Origin of the sequence: Sodalis sp. RH14 (assembly GCF_047324285.1) — a bacterium.
In the GTDB taxonomy this organism is placed as follows: Bacteria; Pseudomonadota; Gammaproteobacteria; order Enterobacterales; family Enterobacteriaceae; genus Acerihabitans.
Window position 1 is genome coordinate 5,575,579 of the sequence record NZ_CP178739.1, and the last position, 16,388, is coordinate 5,591,966.

Consider the following 16,388-nt stretch of genomic DNA (forward strand, 5'->3'; position numbering starts at 1 on the left):
ATATGAAGGAAAAATTAGTTAAACTTGCATATGATGAATGCTCCACGCTGGTTGGTAGCCAATTGATTAATTGTAACTATGCTTCTGGGGCGCTTTTTTTATCTTTACTTGCAAACAATAAAAAAATAAAAATTGCCTTTGATTGGATTTATTGTTTCCGCGTTATTGACGAGGGTGATTTATTGAAAATGCAAGAAGAACAAAAAGGTGAAATGGTCGCTGGCATTTATACTATTTTACATTCACCATATTTGAAGTGGTTTAATGAACAGAGTGCTGATATCCATGCGAAAGAAGGTGTTGTTCACTATTCAATAGTTACAATTGAAGATGTGATAGATGTACTATCGTTAGTTCCACCGGTGATCTCCAGTGAGTAATTTTTTGATTAAAACCCCGGCCTAGCACCGGGGTTCTCCCTCGAGCCAGGACGGTAAAACGGCACTGATATCGCCTGATCAACGCCGTGAGCAAGGTTCTAGGCATACCGGCAACATAGGCGGTAAACCGGTAAGGGGCGGAAATATTTTTGCAAATCCTGGTGCGGATCCTCTTACTATGAGAGATCTGGTTTACCTTTCTCAATAATCTAACAGTAAAATTGAAAACGTCATCACTGAAACATTATCGGGTAAAAAAAACTTCACCAGCTCGACGACGTTAACTACTGACAAAGCATTAGCTGCGGGTTTGAAGTTTTTAGGCTCAAATTACAAGGAAATTGGCAAGACTGGTTCAGGGGTCTACCATAGTGCAGACGGAACAAAAGAATTTAGAATAGATTCAGGTTCTATAAGCGGCATGCATGCTCCCGGTATTCCGCATGTTCATTTTAGTGTAAAAGACCCGGTAACGGGTAAGTATAGTTCGAATAACCATGTTCCTTACGAAGATTAAGGAAAGATGATGATTATGAAAAATGGAACCATAGTTAGTGGAGAGTATAATGGATGGGAAATACAGGTTGTAGATGATACCCTGGGTGATACTGGTGGCTATTATTTAATATTTCAGAACAGTGATAAGGTGGTCTTTGATTATTGGTTTGAAAAAAGGGAATATCTTGATAATCAATTAACCGATTACAGTATCAAATGGAATGATTAGAGGCAGCTTACCCCGACTACTGCCGGGGTTATCACCAGCACCCAAATAGGCATTTAGCATGGGCGATACCTGCGGAAAATCATCCCCTGGACAATGACGGCGCAAGGAGCGGAGGTCGAGGACACCTGATTGATTGCCGAGCCACAGGCAGGTCAAGTGCCCAGAATTTGCGCCAGAAGCGGGCATGACTTTTTAAACGCCCAAGCAGGCAACTCAAGCGTTGCCTGCGATATTGAGCACCAACGCCCGGCAACGCCCGTCCGGTTGTTGCGCCACCGTAAGCGCCAGCTTTAATGCCGGCAGTTCATGTTTAAACCATTTCGGCACATGATCGCAGGTAATGTCGATTTGTTTAAAGGCTCCCGCGCGGAAAAATGGCAGCAGCACCTGTTTTGAGGTTAAGGCGCCATCGCTTTTCAGCGCGTCGATAAGGTTAAGGCAATATTCCCCCGCGCCCTGGCCGGGCTTGATAACGCTTTGGGCCGCCGCTGCCTGCTCCCGCGGCGCGTTTTCTTCCACAAACTGCCGGATACGCGTCAGGAAACCGGCGGGTTCCCCGGTCAGCCGCCACATAGTGATGCCCATGCCGTCAAAATAGGACAGCAGCGCGCCGTGAATAGCGGCGGCGACAAAATGGCGGCAGCCGTCGAGGGACGTCAGCATCTCCAGGGTGCGGGTTCTGATTTCGCTTAATCCCATTTGCGGGCGCAGGGTAAACGGAATATCCGCAACCGGCCGCCAACCGTCGGCGGTTGATTCATACACCCACACCGCGCCTGGCTGGTACAGCGAGGCGGCCCGGCCGCCGGCATCGATAAATACCGCTATCTTCATTTTCCACTCCCTAAAATCCGTGCTGTTTACCCTTCATTGAAATGATATCAATACGCAGCACCAGGGTGGCGCGCACATTGGCGGCGGGAAAGGTCCAGGCTTTGTCGCTGAAGCGGGCGACAATCAGGTTAAGCGCGGCGATCTTTTCCGCCTCGTCCCGGATAAACACCGCGTTGCCCAGACCGATGACCGTACGGTGCCTGGCCTCGAAATTACAGATCACCTCGTCTTCCACCACGCCCTGTTCGGTGGAAACCGCAAAACACAGGGTGCTGTTTTTTTTCAGCATCGCTATTTTGGTGCCGGCCCTGGCGGAATGGAAATAAAGCGACGTGCCGTCCCAGGCGTAAAATACCGGTACCATAAAAGGGATATTGTCCTGCGCCAGGGCGATATACATCACCCTGGCGGAGTCCAGGATCGCCGCTATTTCGGCCGGTTGCGTTATTTCCCGTTCATCGCGACGCATGGCGCCGTGCGGATGTCCCGGGGCCGCGCGCGGTTCTGTCGACTGCATAGGTCGTGCCCTCCTTTATCGCGCCTGGGAACCCTGGGTGCCCAAAGCGGTTAAAATCCCCGACAATTCCCGGCAAATGGCGATAATGCCGACCGAATCCGCCAGGGTCGGGGTGCCGTGGTGGTAGTTTTCCAGCGAACAGAGACCAAAGATGTCATCCAGCGCGCGGATTTTGCCGCTTAATGCCGGCGAAAAGAGAATAACCTCCTCCGCCGTATCCATGAGGCTGCCATAGTTGTGGTTATACGGCATGCTGCCGTACCAGGCGCAGAGTGCGATGAGATAACACTCCACGGCAATGGACGCCACGTTGAAAACCAGACCGGGCGACTGCGCCTGTTCGGCGAACAGTTCCGCCCGCCGGTGATAGCCTTCGGCATCATGGGAAAGCCGGATAAACTTTTGCCGATCGGATTCAAATAACAGTTTTGACATTGGTTTTATCCTTATGAATGACAGGCCGATACCCATTACCAGACGTTAAGGATCCACTCTTTGTTTTTCTTGTATTCCATATCGGTGAACAGCGCGTTGGCAAACTGCTCCGCCAGCCAGATGGCCCCCGCATAGCCCACCACCGGATGGCGCCATAAGCCGGCGCGGTCATAGGTGGGAAACCCAACCCGGACCATGGGGATCTGATTGTCGATGGCGGTAAAGCGCCCTTTGGAATGGCCGAGGATCAAATCCAGTTCCAGCCCTTGGTGGGTAATGCGGTTTTCCAGTTCCCACAGGTCGGCATTGGTAATGATCTCCATGCCGTGATCCACCTGCTCCTGTAGGGCGATAATGCGGGGATCGGTATCATAAAACGCATTATCGTCGCCCAGCAGCAGCAGTACCGGCTTCATTTCCAGATCCAGGCAAAACTCGGCCAGGCCGATGACCAGATCGGGATTGCCGTAAATCGCCACCCGCTTATCGGCCAGGAACATATGCACCAAATCGGTCAAGGCGTCGATGGCGATGCCGCGCTCGCGCACCAGCGATTCCGGAATTGCCTTGCCGGTCAGCTGCCGCAGGTTTTGCAGGAACGTGTCGGTATTACGGATACCAATGGGCGTAGGCCCGATAATGGTGGGGATGGCGAATTGTTCCGCCAGGTAATCCGCCGCCTTGCGTCCTTCATAACGGTTCAGCGCGAGGGTGCCCAGGGCGTTGGCCGTTCCCACCAGGTCCTCGACGGTGGTATTGCCGTGGGAAACGGTGTTGCCGCTGGGCATCACCGGGGAGTCGAAATTTTCAATTTCAAACAGCACGGTGGCATCGATGCGCATTTCCGCCAGCAGATGTTTCAGCGCCGTCACGTCGCCGGGGTTAACCCAGCCGGTGAACAGGTTAATCTTGCCGTTGGGTTCGCTTTTCTTGGCAAAATATTTGATGAAATCCCGCACCGTCACATCGTAGCCGCTTATCATGCTGCCGACAAAACTCGGGGTATGGATCGGGATCAGATAGACCTCGCGGCCGGGAAATTTCTCTTTCAACAGCCCATCATTAAGCTTGCGCACCACGCCGTCCACGTCGTCGCCGATCACCTCGGTGGAGCAGGTGGTGATAATCGGCACCACCCTGACATGGGGGTAGCGCATCAGCAGCACGTCTACCGCCTGCTCCACGCGATCGAGCGCGCCGAATACCGCGCCGTCCTCATGCACCGAGGAAGAGGCGATTTCAAAGCTCTCCTTTAAATGCTGGGAAATCAGCAAGCGCACGAACATCACGCAGCCCTGGCCGCCGTGCACGATGCCGATACAATCCTTGACGCCGATGCTGACATATTGCGCCCCCGCCGGCTGGCAGGTGAATATCGGATTGATAACGCCGGTACGATCTTTCTTTCTTAATTCACACGACATGCTAGTGCCCTCTAATAGCGCCGATCGGTTAATTCCGCGTTTAGCGATCCGGTAATCGTCAGGTAGTTCAGCCGTTCATGGAGCGCGGTGATAAGCGCGGCGATCTCCGCCTTACCCATCATGCCCAGCCAGGAAAAGCGCGTTTTATACGCCTCCACCAGTACCACGGCGTCGGCCCAGTAGCAGCGATTGGCCGGGGTACTGAGATCCACCGGTTCGTCACACAGCAATTGCGCGACGATATGCAAAATGCCCTCATTCTGCTTTTCCCGGTCCCAGACGCGGGAATGAAACTGCCAGAGGCAATTTTTCATGATGTAATCCACCAGCGGCTCGATACGGTCTTCAATCTGGTTTGCCATCGATGGTTCTCCTTATTCCGCCGGAATGACCGTCTGGCCGGGAAAGGTGGGATAAACGCGCTCACGCAACTTGGCTACGCTGTCATAGCCGCCGCTATACTGGCGCAGGGTGGTGGACGTCAGGGTCTGATCGTCAAGGCCTGCGGCCGCGAGCATTTTCTGTGTGGCGAAACCCCGGTCGGTGGGGATGGCATCTTTGCTGATATCCAGCAGGGCCAGCTGATGGATGGGTGAATAAATGGCGTTATAGATATCGCGCGCAAAACGCACCCAGCCTTCGTACCCCTTATAGGGACCGTTATGGTACGCATGGGCGTTCAGGTAGGGGACGCGGATTTTTTTCGCCACTTCGCCCGGGCGCTTGCCGGTAAAAATGACATCCGGCTTGAGCTGGTACATCGCTTCCAGGGTTTCCAGTTCATTGGGATCATCAATGGCCATGGCGCCGGCCTCGCAGCGGGCAATGCCTTTTTCCATATCGCCCTGATGGCCGAATTTGGTATAGACCGACACCACTTCCACGCCCATTTCCGCATGGATCACGTGCGCCCAGTGCCAGAGTTTGGAACCGCCCGGCCATAAGCAGACTTTTTTGCCTTTCAGGCGCGCCATATACCAGTCAAGCTCCGGTTTCCAGCGGGCGGTTTCCTCGTCGATAATGGCCTGCGCGCGGTCTTCGATACCAAAAAACAGTCCGATCTTGCGCAGGGAATCCGATAAGGGGCCAAAACCAAAACCGTCGATATCCAGGCGCGGAATGCCGTAGCGCACCCGCAGTTCATTGGCGATATATTCCGCCGAGCGCGCGCATTCCAGCACATTAAGGTGGGCTTTATGCATGCCGCGCAAATCATCGTAGGAGCCGTTGCCGGTAAAGGTGGACAGCACCTGGATACCCATGCGCTTAAAGTAATCCACCATCACTTCTTGATCGCCCTGGATATTGTATTCGCCCACATAGTTGATGACATGATCGCTGGTGATTTTCGGCTCGACGGTGCCGACCTTCTGGTTAATCCAGGCGATATTGATTTTATGATGGCCGCCGGACTGGCTGGGGCCGGCGAAACCCGGCGAATTGCAGACAAAAATATCCACATCCGGCAATTCGTCCATCACGTCCTGCGCCACGGCGGCGATATCGTCGCCGATCAGCGCCGACGCGCAGGTTTGGTAAATGGTCATGCGCTTAATGGTGGGCTGGGCCTTAAACGCCTCCAGGATATTCTGCTTCAGCACCCCTTCCGCGCCGAACACGATATGTTTTTCCTTCATATCGGTGGCAAAGGTATATTTCAGCTGGAAGTTGTCGTTATCGCTGATGTAGCGTTTGGTTTGCCAGGTATCGTAAGTACATCCCACCGGCCCGTGGCTGATATGGATGACATCCTTCATCGGCGTGCCGATAACATGCTTGGCGCCGCAATAGGCGCAGCCGCGTTCGGACAATGTTCCCGGGATGGTATTCAGATAGCCCAGGGGCAGCACCGAGGTTAAGTCCTCCCCGGCGCCTTTGACTACGGCATGGAGTTTCCGCTCCGGTATACACTTGCTAACCTCAAACTCATGATGTGGCATGGTTCATTCCCCGATTAAGTAACTGGTCATCTTGCCGGCCGGCGGCGATCCGGTCCTTTAGCCCTTGGCGCTGTTCAATCAATCGGCCAGACCGTATTTGACCACCATGGCTTCCAGCGCTTCCATGGTCATGGGTTTAGGGATAACCAGGTTTTTATTTTCAATAATCTTACGTCCCAGCTCGCTATATTCATGGGCCTGGTTAGATTCCGGATCAAATTCAGTAACGGTTTTTTTATTGAATTCCGCTTTCTGCACGATATTATCCCGCGGTACAAAATGCAGTAATTGCGTGCCGATGGCCGCGGTGAACTCTTCAACAAATTCCCGCTCCCCGTCAACCTTGCGGCTATTACAAATAATACCGCCGAGACGGACACCGCTTTGCTTGGCATATTTCACCAAGCCTTTGCAAATATTATTGGCGGCATAGATCGCCATCATTTCCCCCGAGGCGACAATATAGACTTCCTGGGCCTTGCCTTCGCGGATCGGCATGGCGAACCCGCCGCAGACCACGTCGCCCAAAACGTCAAAGAAGATAAAATCCAGATCTTCGGAGTAGGCGCGATTATTTTCCATCAGGTCGATGGCGGTGATGACGCCCCGCCCGGCACAGCCTACGCCCGGCTCAGGGCCGCCGGACTCAACGCAGCTGATGCCGAACACGCCGGTTTTGACCACCATGTCATTGGTGATCTTTTCGGCGCCCCGATCGCGCAGCACGTCCATCAGGGTTTCCTGATGCATGCCGCCTAATATCAGCCGCGTGGAATCCGCCTTCGGATCACAGCCATGAATAAACACTTTTTGACCATGATAATAGGCTAATGCGGCGGCGGTATTTTGTGTGGTGGTCGATTTACCAATACCACCCTTGCCATAGATTGCCAGTTTGCGAGTCACAATAAAGAACTCCTCTGATGAATAATGTATAATGAATAAAAAATAGTAAAGACAGCATGAATAGAGCAATCCCCATGCCAAGGCGTAAAACAGTCCGTACGGCCGCGATAATAATGCGTATTTTTTTGTAGCGGGAATACGTTACCGCCTGTATTTATTGGCAATATCACCATGCGGCGAAATCGCATTTTACTTACCGCCGGTTGCTGACGGGAAAATGCATATCCGCGCATTTAGTACATTCGCGAACATTATTAAAAATAAAAGTTCACGACGGTGTTTTATCCGGTGGGAGGACCCGACCGGCCCGGCGCTTGATCCGTATCATTCACGTTTTAGCGCCGGTTGTGTTATTGGTGATATATCAGGAAGTGGCGACGGCGCATTTACATCATCTCTCTCAACACGACGAGGCACGATCATGCTTTATCTTTCCGATCAGGAACTGGATTCGCTACTGCAGGAAGATATCCGCTACGGCGACCTGACTACCCGCGCCCTGGGCATCGGCAACCGTCAGGGCGTCATGAGCTTTAGCCGGCGCACCGCCGGGAAAGTCAGCGGGCTGGACGCCGCAGCAAGGGTCCTGCAACGGCTGGGGCTCAGCGTGGTGATGGCGATGGCCGACGGGCAGATGGCGCAGGCCGGCGATGTGCTGTTAACCGCAGCCGGGCCGGCCGAAAGATTACACCAGGGCTGGAAAGTGGCGCAAAACCTCTTGGAATGGTGCAGCGGCGTCGCCCAGGCCACTCATGAGATGGTCGCCATGGCGCAAGCGGTAAACCCCAGGATGCGCATCGCCTGCACCCGCAAAACCATTCCCGGCACCAAAACGCTGGCGCTGGGCGCGGTGATTGACGGCGGCGGCATCCTGCATCGCTGCGGAACCGCGGATACGGTACTGTTGTTCGCCAACCACCGTCATTTCTGCGCCGATCCGGCGGATTGGCGCCAGCATGTGGCCACCTTGCGCGGCGCGGCGCCGGACCGGTTAATCGTGGTGGAAGCGGATAATGAAACCGAAGCCATGGCGGCTATAGACGCCGGCCCGGACCTGGTGCAACTGGATAAATTCAGTCCCGCCGCGGTAAGCCGGGCGCTGGCCTATGCCAACAGCCAGGCTACCGGTTGCCGGCTGGCGGCGGCGGGCGGGATCCATTCCGGCAATATCGGGGAATACGCCCGCACCGGCATTGAGCTGGCAATCACCTCGATGCCTTACTACAGTCCGCCCGCCGATATCGGCGTCCGGCTGTATCCCGCCAAGTGATACCGCCGTCATCCGCTTCGCGTCTCAACAGCGCACGCCGTAAGGTATTAGGGATTTCCGGCCGTTATTGGCGGTGAGTCGTGGGTCGCCAGCACAATGCTGGACGCCTTGACCAGGGCAATCACTTCATCACCGTCCTTGAGGCGCATGCCGGCGACGCTCTCATTGGTAATGACCGAAACCAATGACATGCTGGCATCGACGGCGACCGTAACTTCGCTGTTGATGGCGCCTTTGACGATGTTGGTGATGCTGCCGGTAAATTGATTGCGCGCCGAAAACCGCAGGCCGGTGCCGGCGGTCGTCAGGATCACCCAGGGCGCTTTGATAAACGCGCTGGCTTCGCCGCCAAGGCGCAGGTCGAGATAGTGCACGCTGCTATGGGTAATGGTGGCGACCAGCTTCTTGCCGCCCGCCAGGGTGAGTTCTATTTCATCATTGACCGCGCCGGCGACAATGGCCGTTACGGTGCCAGTCAGATGGTTTCTTGCGGATGTCAGCATAGTCTTCTCCAGAAGGTAAAAGGAAGCCTGGGCAAAAAGTCACTACCCCTGCCAATACGCAGCAACTTTTATGCCATATATCCCGGACGGTGTTTATTTAAGTTATGACTCACCAGGAAAATGACCGGGCCGGCGCGGCCTGTTTCCCCAGGATACCTGATAAACGCCCGCCGTTCATCTTGACAACCCCCGTGCGCTTCTGGGGATACCCGACGTTTCGCAATGTGCTCGCCAAGGGAAGGAAAAAGTTATTATCCGTCGCCGGATTTATTTATGACTACTATAAAACATCGGCCATCTAGCCATGGCTTATTAACATTGATTCATCGAACCTTTAATTATTATTCAATATATTTTTCAAAAAATAATGTTTTAATTTTAATAAATATCCCGTTGAGTATTCTCTAAGATTCCTTTGAGGTAAGGATATGAATAAGAAGTTTTTTTTCCTGGCGTGCTGGCTGGGCTGTGGCCTGGCGGGTGTTGCCCGGGCGGTAACCACCACCGGAGCCATTAACGCCTCGCTGACCTTAACCAACGGTTGCCTGATCAACGGCGACCCGGCCACCAGCAATGTTAACTTCGGCACGCTCGATTTCGGTACCCATCCCGCCACTTTCGAGGAGCTGAGCGCGACACTGAGCGGCGCCACCGGCGACGGCATCCGTGTTCGTTGTACCACCGGGGCGACCTTTAGCGTGCAGATAACCGGCAGCAACCCCGCGCCGGTGAATGTGTATGGCGCGGAAACCGCCAGCCCGCGTTATCTGGTGCTCGGCAGCGACGCATCACAGGGCATTGCGTATACGCTGTATAACGACGCCGCGTTTACCACGCCTATTGCCAACAATACCGGCCTGAGGGCTACCGGTGTCCCGGATCCGGTAAACGGCAATATTTATCCGGTATATGGCCGGGTCACCCAGGGCGGGAATAATACCAGCGTGCCGGCGGGTACTTATAGCGACGTGATTAATGTCCAGGTCATTTATTGATAGCGGAATGCTTAAGGGATGTCAGTACTCAACCGACGGCAACGGCCTCATTGCCTGGGCGTGGCGCTCGGGTCGCTGCTGGCGCTGTATCCAGGACCGCTGTCCGCCTTGCCGACGCAAAATTTTCAGATATCGGCGTCGGTGGTGTCGGGCTGCCAGATCCAGGGCGGCGGTGTGCTCGGGACGCTGGATTTCGGTACCTTGTCCGGTATCGATACCCGGGCCGCCAATGCCGCGCTGGTGCAAAGCGCCTCGTTTGCCATCGCCTGCACCCCGGGCACGACCTTAACCATGAATCTGGGCGGCGGTAATCATTTCACCACAACGCGTCATCTTCAGCGATTGAATAATACCGATCTGATTGCCTACCGCCTTTTCACCAGCGCCAGTTTATCGCCGGCCAGTGAAATTCCGGTTAACCAGGATATCGCCATCAGCCACGGCGATGGCGACCACATCCAGCTGCCGGTTTACGGACAGCTGCAGTTGGATGGCTTTCACCCGGCAGGAACCTATACCGATAGCATTACGGTAACCCTGTCCTGGTAACGATTTAGAAGGATCTGAATATGACCATTCTCGCCGTCGGGCGCTTTCTGTTGTCGCTGCTGCTGGGCCTGTGGCTGCCCATCGCCTGGGCGGGGCACGCCGTCCTGATCTGGCCGGTGGATCCCTTTTTGGCCGGCACGCAAAAAGCCACCGAGCTGTGGGTGGAAAACAAGGGCGCCGCCGCCACCTTGCTGCAGGTGCGGATCTTTTCCTGGGAGCAGACGGAGGGCGGGGAGCGCTTTCATACGCAACAGGATATTATCGCCAGCCCGCCCATGCTCAGGCTGGATGCCGGACAAAAACAGCTGATCCGCATTATCAGGCAAGCGCCGCCGGCTTCCGGCCCGGAACAAGCCTTTCGCATCCTGCTCGACGAAATTCCCACCCCTAACGACCGGGCCGACGATCCCGCCAATTCGCTGATGTTCCAGATGCGTTACTCCATTCCGCTGTTTGTCTACGGCGGCCAATCGTCGCCGGACAGCGGCATGCCGCTGTTAAGCTGGCGTCTGGTCCAGGTACGGGGCGAGCCTTATCTGGAGATCCGCAACCAAGGACCGGTACACGCCCGGCTCAGCAAAACGCGGCTGGGGAAATATCAGCTCACCGACGGATTGTTCGGTTACGTACTGGCCAACGCCCGCCATCGCTGGCCGCTTAACGCCGGCGTTGACGCTCACGCGGTGCTGGAGACCCGGGTCGATAACCGCAACAAGGTATGGCGCGGCACGTCTTCCGCGCGCTAGATAATGGACCGTCCTGCGCCGACCTTTCTCCGCCGTTGCGCCGTTACCCTGTTAAGTTATTGGGCTTGCGGGTTTCCCATGGACGGCAACGCGGAAACGTTCTCTTCGCTGCCGCCGCCGCCGGGGATGGCGCCCGGGCAGGCGCAGCGTCAATATATGCTGGAGCTGGTGGTGAATGAATCCGCCGTCGGCCGGATCGTGCCGGTGGCGTTTCGCGACGGGCATTATACCGTGCCCACCGCCGATCTGGTGCAAGCCGGGCTGCCGGCCGATCGGCTAAACGCGCAGCAAACGGATGTCACCGCCCTGCCCGGCGTAACGGCGACTTATGACCGGCCGCGGCAGCGGCTGTTGCTGGCGGTGCCGGCCAGTTGGCTGCCGGAACAATCGATAAGCCTGGAGCCGGGCGGCCGGCGCCATCCTGCACGCGTCAGCCCCGGCGCGTTGTTCAACTATGATATTTATGGCAGTCGCATCAGCGGCGACGTGCGCTTAGCCGTATGGCATGAATTGCGTACCTTTGGCGATGCCGGCCACTTTTCCATTGACGGCGTGGCGCAGCGCCAGATAACCGGCGCGCCTGGCGGCGGCGGCTATATGCGCTACGATACCTATTGGGCCAGCCAGAACGAGGAGCATGCCCTGCGCTGGGCGGCGGGCGATGTGATCACCGACGCGTTATCGTGGAGCAGCAGCGTGCGTATCGGCGGCATCCAGCTCGCACGTGATTTTTCGGTACGCCCGGATATCGTGACCTATCCTCTGCCTTCGTTCGCGGGACAGGCGGCGGTGCCCACCACCGTCGATATGTTTATCAACGGTTATAAAACCAGCAGCAACAACCTCCAGCCAGGTCCTTACTCGCTCAACAATATGCCTTTTATCAACGGCGCCGGCGAGGCGGTTATCGTCACCACGGACGCGGTAGGCCGCCAGGTGATCACTACCCTGCCGTTCTATGTGTCCAGTACCCTGCTCAAACCCGGCTTATCCGATTATTCCGTGGGCGCCGGCGCGCTGCGCCGCGCGTATGGCGTAAAAAACGCCGATTACGGCCCGCCGGTGGCCAGCGGTTCCTTCCGCCGGGGAACAACGGACTGGTTGACGCTGGAAAGCCATGCCGAGGGCGCGCAAAACCTGGCCCTGGCCGGCGCGGGCAGCCTGTTGCGGGTGGGACGCGCGGGAGTGATCAACGGCTCCTGGACCCGCAGCCGTTTTGGCGAATGGACCGGAGAACAATATGGCTGCGGTTATCAATACAGTAACCGGGTCGCCAGCATCGGCACGCAGCATACCTGGCGCAGCAGTCACTTTGCCCATCTGGCGCTCTATGATGCCGGCGCCCGTCATCGGCCGCGCACCGCCTCGACGTTAAGCCGGGCCAGCGCGCAATATAACGCCGGCGTCACGCTGCATCGTTATGGCAGCCTCGGCGCGGCAATGATCGATATCCGCGGCCGGAGGGGCGATCGTACCCGCTTATGGAATCTGTCATGGAGCAGGAATCTGTGGGGCGACGCCAGCCTGTTTGCGACCGCGGGTTTCGATCGGCAACAGCGGGACTATTCCGGCGCCCTCTCGTTGATCATGCCCTTTGGCGGCCTGGCCAGCGCCAGCGTCGGCCTGGAGCGCGACAGGCCCGGCGGCGACGCCCAGCGCCTGACGGTGTCCCGCGCCATGCCCTCCGACGGCGGTTTCAGCTGGGACGCCTCCTATGCCCGCCAGCAAAGAGACAAAGATTATCGCCAGGCCACGCTCGACTGGCGTAACCGTTATGTCGACGCCTCCGGCGGCTTTTACGGCGTCAACGGCAGCGACGTGCAATGGGCGGATATCAGCGGCGCGCTGGTGACGATGGATGGGCGGCTGCTGGCGGCAAACCAGTTAAATAATGCGTTTGTGCTGATAAAAACCGGGCAGCCGCAAGTGCTGGTGCGTTATGAAAACCAGCCGGCGGGCGTGACCGACCAAGCGGGCTACCTGCTGATTCCCAATGTTATCGCCTACTACCCGGCTAAATACGGCATCGATATCTTAAATATCCCCGCTGATTTGACGGCGCCCGCTATCGAGCAACGTTTCTCGGTGCCCCGCCAGAGCGGCTATCTGCTCCATTTCCCTATCGAGCCGCTGCGCGCGGCCAGCATCATCCTGCATGACGGCCAGGGCCGGCCGCTGCCCGTAGGCACCCGGGTCGTGCGCGACGGGCGGCCCGATGATTATGTGGGCTGGGAAGGCCTTACCTGGCTGGAAAACCTGGCAACCGACAACCGGCTGCGCGCCGTCACCCCGGACGGACGGCGCTGCGCCGCCCGCCTGACGCTGCCGGACGGCAGGCCCCGGGCTTTACATACCTACGGGCCGTTGCCATGCCCGCTGTCCGCGACACCTTAAGGAACGCTTGATGAAAACCCTTTCCCCGGGATTGCTGTTGCTCGCATTATTATGCCAGTCCGCCCTTGCCGCCTGCGCCTTGCCCGGCCGTACCGTCGCCTTTGGCAAGGCAAGCTCTTTCAGCATTAACAGCACCGTCAGCACGTCCAGCAACAGTATCGAGGTTAACTGCGGCGCCGGCAGCACGCTTGCCCTGCTGAGCACCGACCATATTGATCTGCAGCTCTATTCCGCCAATGCCACCAGCAGCGGACAGGCGGCGCTGAAAGCCATCGACGGCGGCGATGTTATCCCCATCCAGGTATGCACCGCCGCCAACTGCGCCACGCAACTGGCGCTTAACGGCGCCCCGGTGAGATACCATTCCGCCGAGCTGGTAAACCTGGTTGGGCTGATGGGGGGGTCGAACTTCAGTATCCCGCTGTATTTGCACACCATGACGGGCCAGAACGTGGCGGCGGGAACCTATACCGTCACCCTGAATATCCTGGTGAACTACGCTATCTGCACCGGCATAGGCGCGCTGGGACAATGTATGCCGGGCAGCAGCCAGATGGGTTCCGCCATGGTGCCGCTGACGGTTAACCTGGTCATCACCAACGACTGCGTCGCTATTACCGCCCCCGACATCAGCTTTGGCGCCGCGCCGCTGGTGAGCGGTTTTAATCCGGTATCGCAGACGATCGGCATCGTCTGTACCAAAGGCAGCACGTATACGGTGGGGATGAATAACGGCAATCATGCGGTCGGCAACGTCAGGCACATGGCCAGCGGCGGCAGTCTGCTCGGCTATGAGATCTCTAAATCCAACGGCGCCGAGTCCTGGCGTGACAACGGCAATGACCGTTGGTCCAGCGCGCTATCCAATAGCGTCAGCAGCGACGGCACCCTGCGTACCTACAATTATGTCGCGCGGATTTTGCCAAACCAGCCTACGCCGCCGCCGGGCAATTATACCGATAATGTGGTTATCGATCTGTCGTTCTAGGCCGTGCGGCAGGCGTTAAACAATAAAGAGTGGAAAGGGCTTAATTTCACGAATATCGCTATTATCAATAACCAATCCATTGACGTTTTTTATAGAGTGGATTTTTGCGGCACCCTGGGCGGGCGTTAGCGGACGCTACGCCAGAGGCGTGGGTTTTGGCACCGACTTCCTGATCAATTCATCCGTTTCGAACGCCGGAATAGCCTCGCCGGAAAAGGCGACGGCATACCTTTGTCCCCCTGAACTGATATGCACAACAGTATCGTAGCTTTTACCAGAGGTTTCTTTTCTCCGCTTTGTCCTGCGAGACATCAGCTGAAGCGTTGTTTTTGGCATGACCAGAATACGTCCAAGCCTGAATTCATCATGATAAATAGACGTTTTCCTGTCATTTTCAATCAAAAAGAAATCAACTTTCATATTATCCCCGCATCGCTTGTTATATCGTTTAAAAATGCCCCCAGGGCCTGACTTTATTATACGAATTCATCGTCTCCCTAAAATAGCATCCAATGCCGACAGCAAAATAATATCCAGACTAATTTATAACATGCGCCGTCAGGCCGGCAGATACAAGCCTTTTTAACATTTATTTGACATATCCAGGCAATACCAATGCTAATTTCCTGTTGTAAAGGTAAATTTATTCAAAGAGTTGCTCAGCAATTCATCAGCAATGCTTAAGAAAAAATGCAGCTTTGCCACTTAAGATAATGCGTTAGCGACAAGAGAATTTACGGGCATGATTTATCGATGCCAATTGATTGCCTTTTATAGAAGCGTATTTTATCCCGCCGCGTGCTTTTTATATTTTCACCCGCAGATAAACATATAATCTCAAATATCAGTCAGCTAAATTTTTATAATTAATATATTTTGTAAAACGAATGATGGATTTGCTTATCCCCACCCGGGCCTCAAATCCTTGCCGGCCGTCGTGCCGCGGTTATTTTTACACAGGAAATCACCTGTTCCCGATAATATCGGCTGGCGGGGCTGAAGTGTTTTTCCCAAAACGGGCGCGCTGGTCAGGGACGAGGTTTGCTGCAAAAAAAAAGCACGTCCTAAGACGTGCTTTTTTTCTGCCTTGTCTGGACTGCTGGAGACAAGACCTTGAAGAGGTTGGTCGGTGAGAGAGGATTAGAATTTTAAGATTAACTGATTGTATAATCATAATAATTTAAATTCATCATCATGAAAATATGCCTAATTCCATGCCTAAAAATAGCGATAAAATTTTTTGTTCTCAGTCGCAAATGTGGCATTTATTCGGGCTTGGACCACGAACACAGGTGTTATCCCCTAATGTCATAATAGAACTTCGTCCTTAATAGAAAATCATCCAAATATTAAAAAAATTTAGATTCTTTTCTGCATCGATTGAGGTGAATACAGTTAGTTACAGAATCTCACAGCCTAAAGCTATCCCCCACGTTCCCCCTAAAGGGCACCTTCCCACTTACTCCCCCACTGCGTTCACGTGGATACGGTTTCCCCATTGATTTTAAACTATTTTTTTATGCCCCCACTTACTCTGTGCCTAGACACGCGTAAAGTGGGGGGAATAGCCATTGTTTTTGGTTTTCCCCCAGGTTCCACCACCTCATGCCCTGATTACTCACGACGAAAAAGGCTTCATTTCAGCAAAGCGTGTTCCTGGGATGGTAATGCGCGTTAGCGCATAGCAGGCGGCAAAGAAAGTAGCAAAAAGGAATAATGCTGCTAGCCGCCGTGACCCGGCGTAGCCGGTTGAAGATTAGTAAAATCCACGGAACCCCGC

17 protein-coding genes are annotated in these 16,388 nt (G+C 55.1%); 8 read left to right on the forward strand and 9 right to left on the reverse strand.

The window, feature by feature from the left end; genetic code table 11:
* Positions 1 to 2: 2 nt before the first annotated feature.
* A complete protein-coding gene (locus tag ACL2XQ_RS25355) occupies positions 3 to 380 on the forward strand; it encodes a hypothetical protein (RefSeq protein ID WP_413721681.1) in 378 nt (125 codons plus the stop codon).
* 526 nt (positions 381 to 906) lie between these two features.
* Positions 907 to 1,107, forward strand: a complete 201-nt coding sequence (locus ACL2XQ_RS25360; RefSeq protein ID WP_413723513.1) for a hypothetical protein — start codon at positions 907 to 909, stop codon at positions 1,105 to 1,107.
* 213 nt (positions 1,108 to 1,320) lie between these two features.
* Here ACL2XQ_RS25360 and anfO read toward each other — a convergent pair whose 3' ends face one another.
* The 7 genes from anfO to nifH form a co-directional block, all read right to left on the reverse strand.
* The gene (gene anfO, locus ACL2XQ_RS25365) at positions 1,321 to 1,941 is read right to left on the reverse strand and encodes a Fe-only nitrogenase accessory protein AnfO (protein WP_413739825.1); all 621 of its coding nucleotides are present in this window, start codon (positions 1,939 to 1,941) and stop codon (positions 1,321 to 1,323) included.
* A gap of 10 nt (positions 1,942 to 1,951) precedes the next feature.
* Positions 1,952 to 2,458, reverse strand: a complete 507-nt coding sequence (locus tag ACL2XQ_RS25370) for a pyridoxamine 5'-phosphate oxidase family protein (RefSeq protein ID WP_410013005.1) — start codon at positions 2,456 to 2,458, stop codon at positions 1,952 to 1,954.
* A 15-nt stretch (positions 2,459 to 2,473) separates the two neighbouring features.
* Positions 2,474 to 2,893, reverse strand: coding sequence for a hypothetical protein (locus ACL2XQ_RS25375; RefSeq protein WP_410013004.1), 420 nt, complete (start codon positions 2,891 to 2,893; stop codon positions 2,474 to 2,476).
* A 35-nt stretch (positions 2,894 to 2,928) separates the two neighbouring features.
* Complete coding sequence (gene anfK, locus ACL2XQ_RS25380) at positions 2,929 to 4,317, reverse strand: Fe-only nitrogenase subunit beta (RefSeq protein ID WP_410013003.1); 1,389 nt, start codon at positions 4,315 to 4,317, stop codon at positions 2,929 to 2,931.
* Between the two features lie 11 nt (positions 4,318 to 4,328).
* The gene (gene anfG, locus ACL2XQ_RS25385; RefSeq protein WP_410013002.1) at positions 4,329 to 4,679 is read right to left on the reverse strand and encodes a Fe-only nitrogenase subunit delta; all 351 of its coding nucleotides are present in this window, start codon (positions 4,677 to 4,679) and stop codon (positions 4,329 to 4,331) included.
* 12 nt (positions 4,680 to 4,691) lie between these two features.
* A complete protein-coding gene (anfD, locus tag ACL2XQ_RS25390; RefSeq protein WP_413739826.1) occupies positions 4,692 to 6,257 on the reverse strand; it encodes a nitrogenase iron-iron protein, alpha chain in 1,566 nt (521 codons plus the stop codon).
* Between the two features lie 78 nt (positions 6,258 to 6,335).
* The gene (nifH, locus tag ACL2XQ_RS25395; RefSeq protein ID WP_410013000.1) at positions 6,336 to 7,163 is read right to left on the reverse strand and encodes a nitrogenase iron protein; all 828 of its coding nucleotides are present in this window, start codon (positions 7,161 to 7,163) and stop codon (positions 6,336 to 6,338) included.
* A 421-nt stretch (positions 7,164 to 7,584) separates the two neighbouring features.
* Between nifH and modD the strand changes: the two genes are divergently transcribed.
* Positions 7,585 to 8,433 (forward strand): ModD protein, encoded by an 849-nt coding sequence (gene modD / locus ACL2XQ_RS25400; RefSeq protein WP_410012999.1) that lies wholly within the window; start codon positions 7,585 to 7,587, stop codon positions 8,431 to 8,433.
* Positions 8,434 to 8,480: 47 nt separating this feature from the next.
* Here the strand turns inward: modD and ACL2XQ_RS25405 are convergent, their stop codons facing one another.
* Positions 8,481 to 8,936 (reverse strand): molybdopterin-binding protein, encoded by a 456-nt coding sequence (locus ACL2XQ_RS25405; protein WP_410012998.1) that lies wholly within the window; start codon positions 8,934 to 8,936, stop codon positions 8,481 to 8,483.
* A 428-nt stretch (positions 8,937 to 9,364) separates the two neighbouring features.
* On the opposite strand from ACL2XQ_RS25405, the gene ACL2XQ_RS25410 reads away from it, so the two are divergent.
* From ACL2XQ_RS25410 to ACL2XQ_RS25430, 5 genes are all read left to right on the forward strand, one after another.
* Complete coding sequence (locus ACL2XQ_RS25410) at positions 9,365 to 9,931, forward strand: spore coat U domain-containing protein (protein ID WP_410012997.1); 567 nt, start codon at positions 9,365 to 9,367, stop codon at positions 9,929 to 9,931.
* An 18-nt stretch (positions 9,932 to 9,949) separates the two neighbouring features.
* Positions 9,950 to 10,480 (forward strand): spore coat U domain-containing protein, encoded by a 531-nt coding sequence (locus ACL2XQ_RS25415; RefSeq protein WP_410012996.1) that lies wholly within the window; start codon positions 9,950 to 9,952, stop codon positions 10,478 to 10,480.
* Between the two features lie 20 nt (positions 10,481 to 10,500).
* Positions 10,501 to 11,226: a molecular chaperone gene (locus ACL2XQ_RS25420; RefSeq protein ID WP_410012995.1), complete on the forward strand. Its 726-nt coding sequence runs from the start codon at positions 10,501 to 10,503 to the stop codon at positions 11,224 to 11,226.
* A 78-nt stretch (positions 11,227 to 11,304) separates the two neighbouring features.
* Positions 11,305 to 13,620, forward strand: coding sequence for a fimbria/pilus outer membrane usher protein (locus tag ACL2XQ_RS25425; RefSeq protein WP_413739827.1), 2,316 nt, complete (start codon positions 11,305 to 11,307; stop codon positions 13,618 to 13,620).
* Positions 13,621 to 13,630: 10 nt separating this feature from the next.
* Entirely contained in the window at positions 13,631 to 14,608 is a 978-nt protein-coding gene (locus ACL2XQ_RS25430) for a spore coat protein U domain-containing protein (protein ID WP_413729215.1), read from the forward strand.
* A gap of 135 nt (positions 14,609 to 14,743) precedes the next feature.
* Here ACL2XQ_RS25430 and ACL2XQ_RS25435 read toward each other — a convergent pair whose 3' ends face one another.
* A complete protein-coding gene (locus tag ACL2XQ_RS25435; RefSeq protein ID WP_410012992.1) occupies positions 14,744 to 15,028 on the reverse strand; it encodes a hypothetical protein in 285 nt (94 codons plus the stop codon).
* Positions 15,029 to 16,388 lie beyond the last annotated feature (1,360 nt).

What these genes read in the sequence shown, in the direction of transcription:
- ACL2XQ_RS25435 (WP_410012992.1), bottom strand. Translation starts at nt 15,028, where the DNA reads ATGAAAGTTGATTTCTTTTTGATTGAAAATGACAGGAAAACGTCTATT.
- ACL2XQ_RS25425 (WP_413739827.1), top strand. Translation starts at nt 11,305, where the DNA reads ATGGACGGCAACGCGGAAACGTTCTCTTCGCTGCCGCCGCCGCCGGGG.
- ACL2XQ_RS25420 (WP_410012995.1), top strand. Translation starts at nt 10,501, where the DNA reads ATGACCATTCTCGCCGTCGGGCGCTTTCTGTTGTCGCTGCTGCTGGGC.
- anfG (WP_410013002.1), bottom strand. Translation starts at nt 4,679, where the DNA reads ATGGCAAACCAGATTGAAGACCGTATCGAGCCGCTGGTGGATTACATC.
- anfO (WP_413739825.1), bottom strand. Translation starts at nt 1,941, where the DNA reads ATGAAGATAGCGGTATTTATCGATGCCGGCGGCCGGGCCGCCTCGCTG.
- ACL2XQ_RS25410 (WP_410012997.1), top strand. Translation starts at nt 9,365, where the DNA reads ATGAATAAGAAGTTTTTTTTCCTGGCGTGCTGGCTGGGCTGTGGCCTG.
- anfD (WP_413739826.1), bottom strand. Translation starts at nt 6,257, where the DNA reads ATGCCACATCATGAGTTTGAGGTTAGCAAGTGTATACCGGAGCGGAAA.
- ACL2XQ_RS25405 (WP_410012998.1), bottom strand. Translation starts at nt 8,936, where the DNA reads ATGCTGACATCCGCAAGAAACCATCTGACTGGCACCGTAACGGCCATT.
- ACL2XQ_RS25355 (WP_413721681.1), top strand. Translation starts at nt 3, where the DNA reads ATGAAGGAAAAATTAGTTAAACTTGCATATGATGAATGCTCCACGCTG.
- ACL2XQ_RS25370 (WP_410013005.1), bottom strand. Translation starts at nt 2,458, where the DNA reads ATGCAGTCGACAGAACCGCGCGCGGCCCCGGGACATCCGCACGGCGCC.
- anfK (WP_410013003.1), bottom strand. Translation starts at nt 4,317, where the DNA reads ATGTCGTGTGAATTAAGAAAGAAAGATCGTACCGGCGTTATCAATCCG.
- ACL2XQ_RS25375 (WP_410013004.1), bottom strand. Translation starts at nt 2,893, where the DNA reads ATGTCAAAACTGTTATTTGAATCCGATCGGCAAAAGTTTATCCGGCTT.
- modD (WP_410012999.1), top strand. Translation starts at nt 7,585, where the DNA reads ATGCTTTATCTTTCCGATCAGGAACTGGATTCGCTACTGCAGGAAGAT.
- ACL2XQ_RS25360 (WP_413723513.1), top strand. Translation starts at nt 907, where the DNA reads ATGATTATGAAAAATGGAACCATAGTTAGTGGAGAGTATAATGGATGG.
- ACL2XQ_RS25430 (WP_413729215.1), top strand. Translation starts at nt 13,631, where the DNA reads ATGAAAACCCTTTCCCCGGGATTGCTGTTGCTCGCATTATTATGCCAG.
- ACL2XQ_RS25415 (WP_410012996.1), top strand. Translation starts at nt 9,950, where the DNA reads ATGTCAGTACTCAACCGACGGCAACGGCCTCATTGCCTGGGCGTGGCG.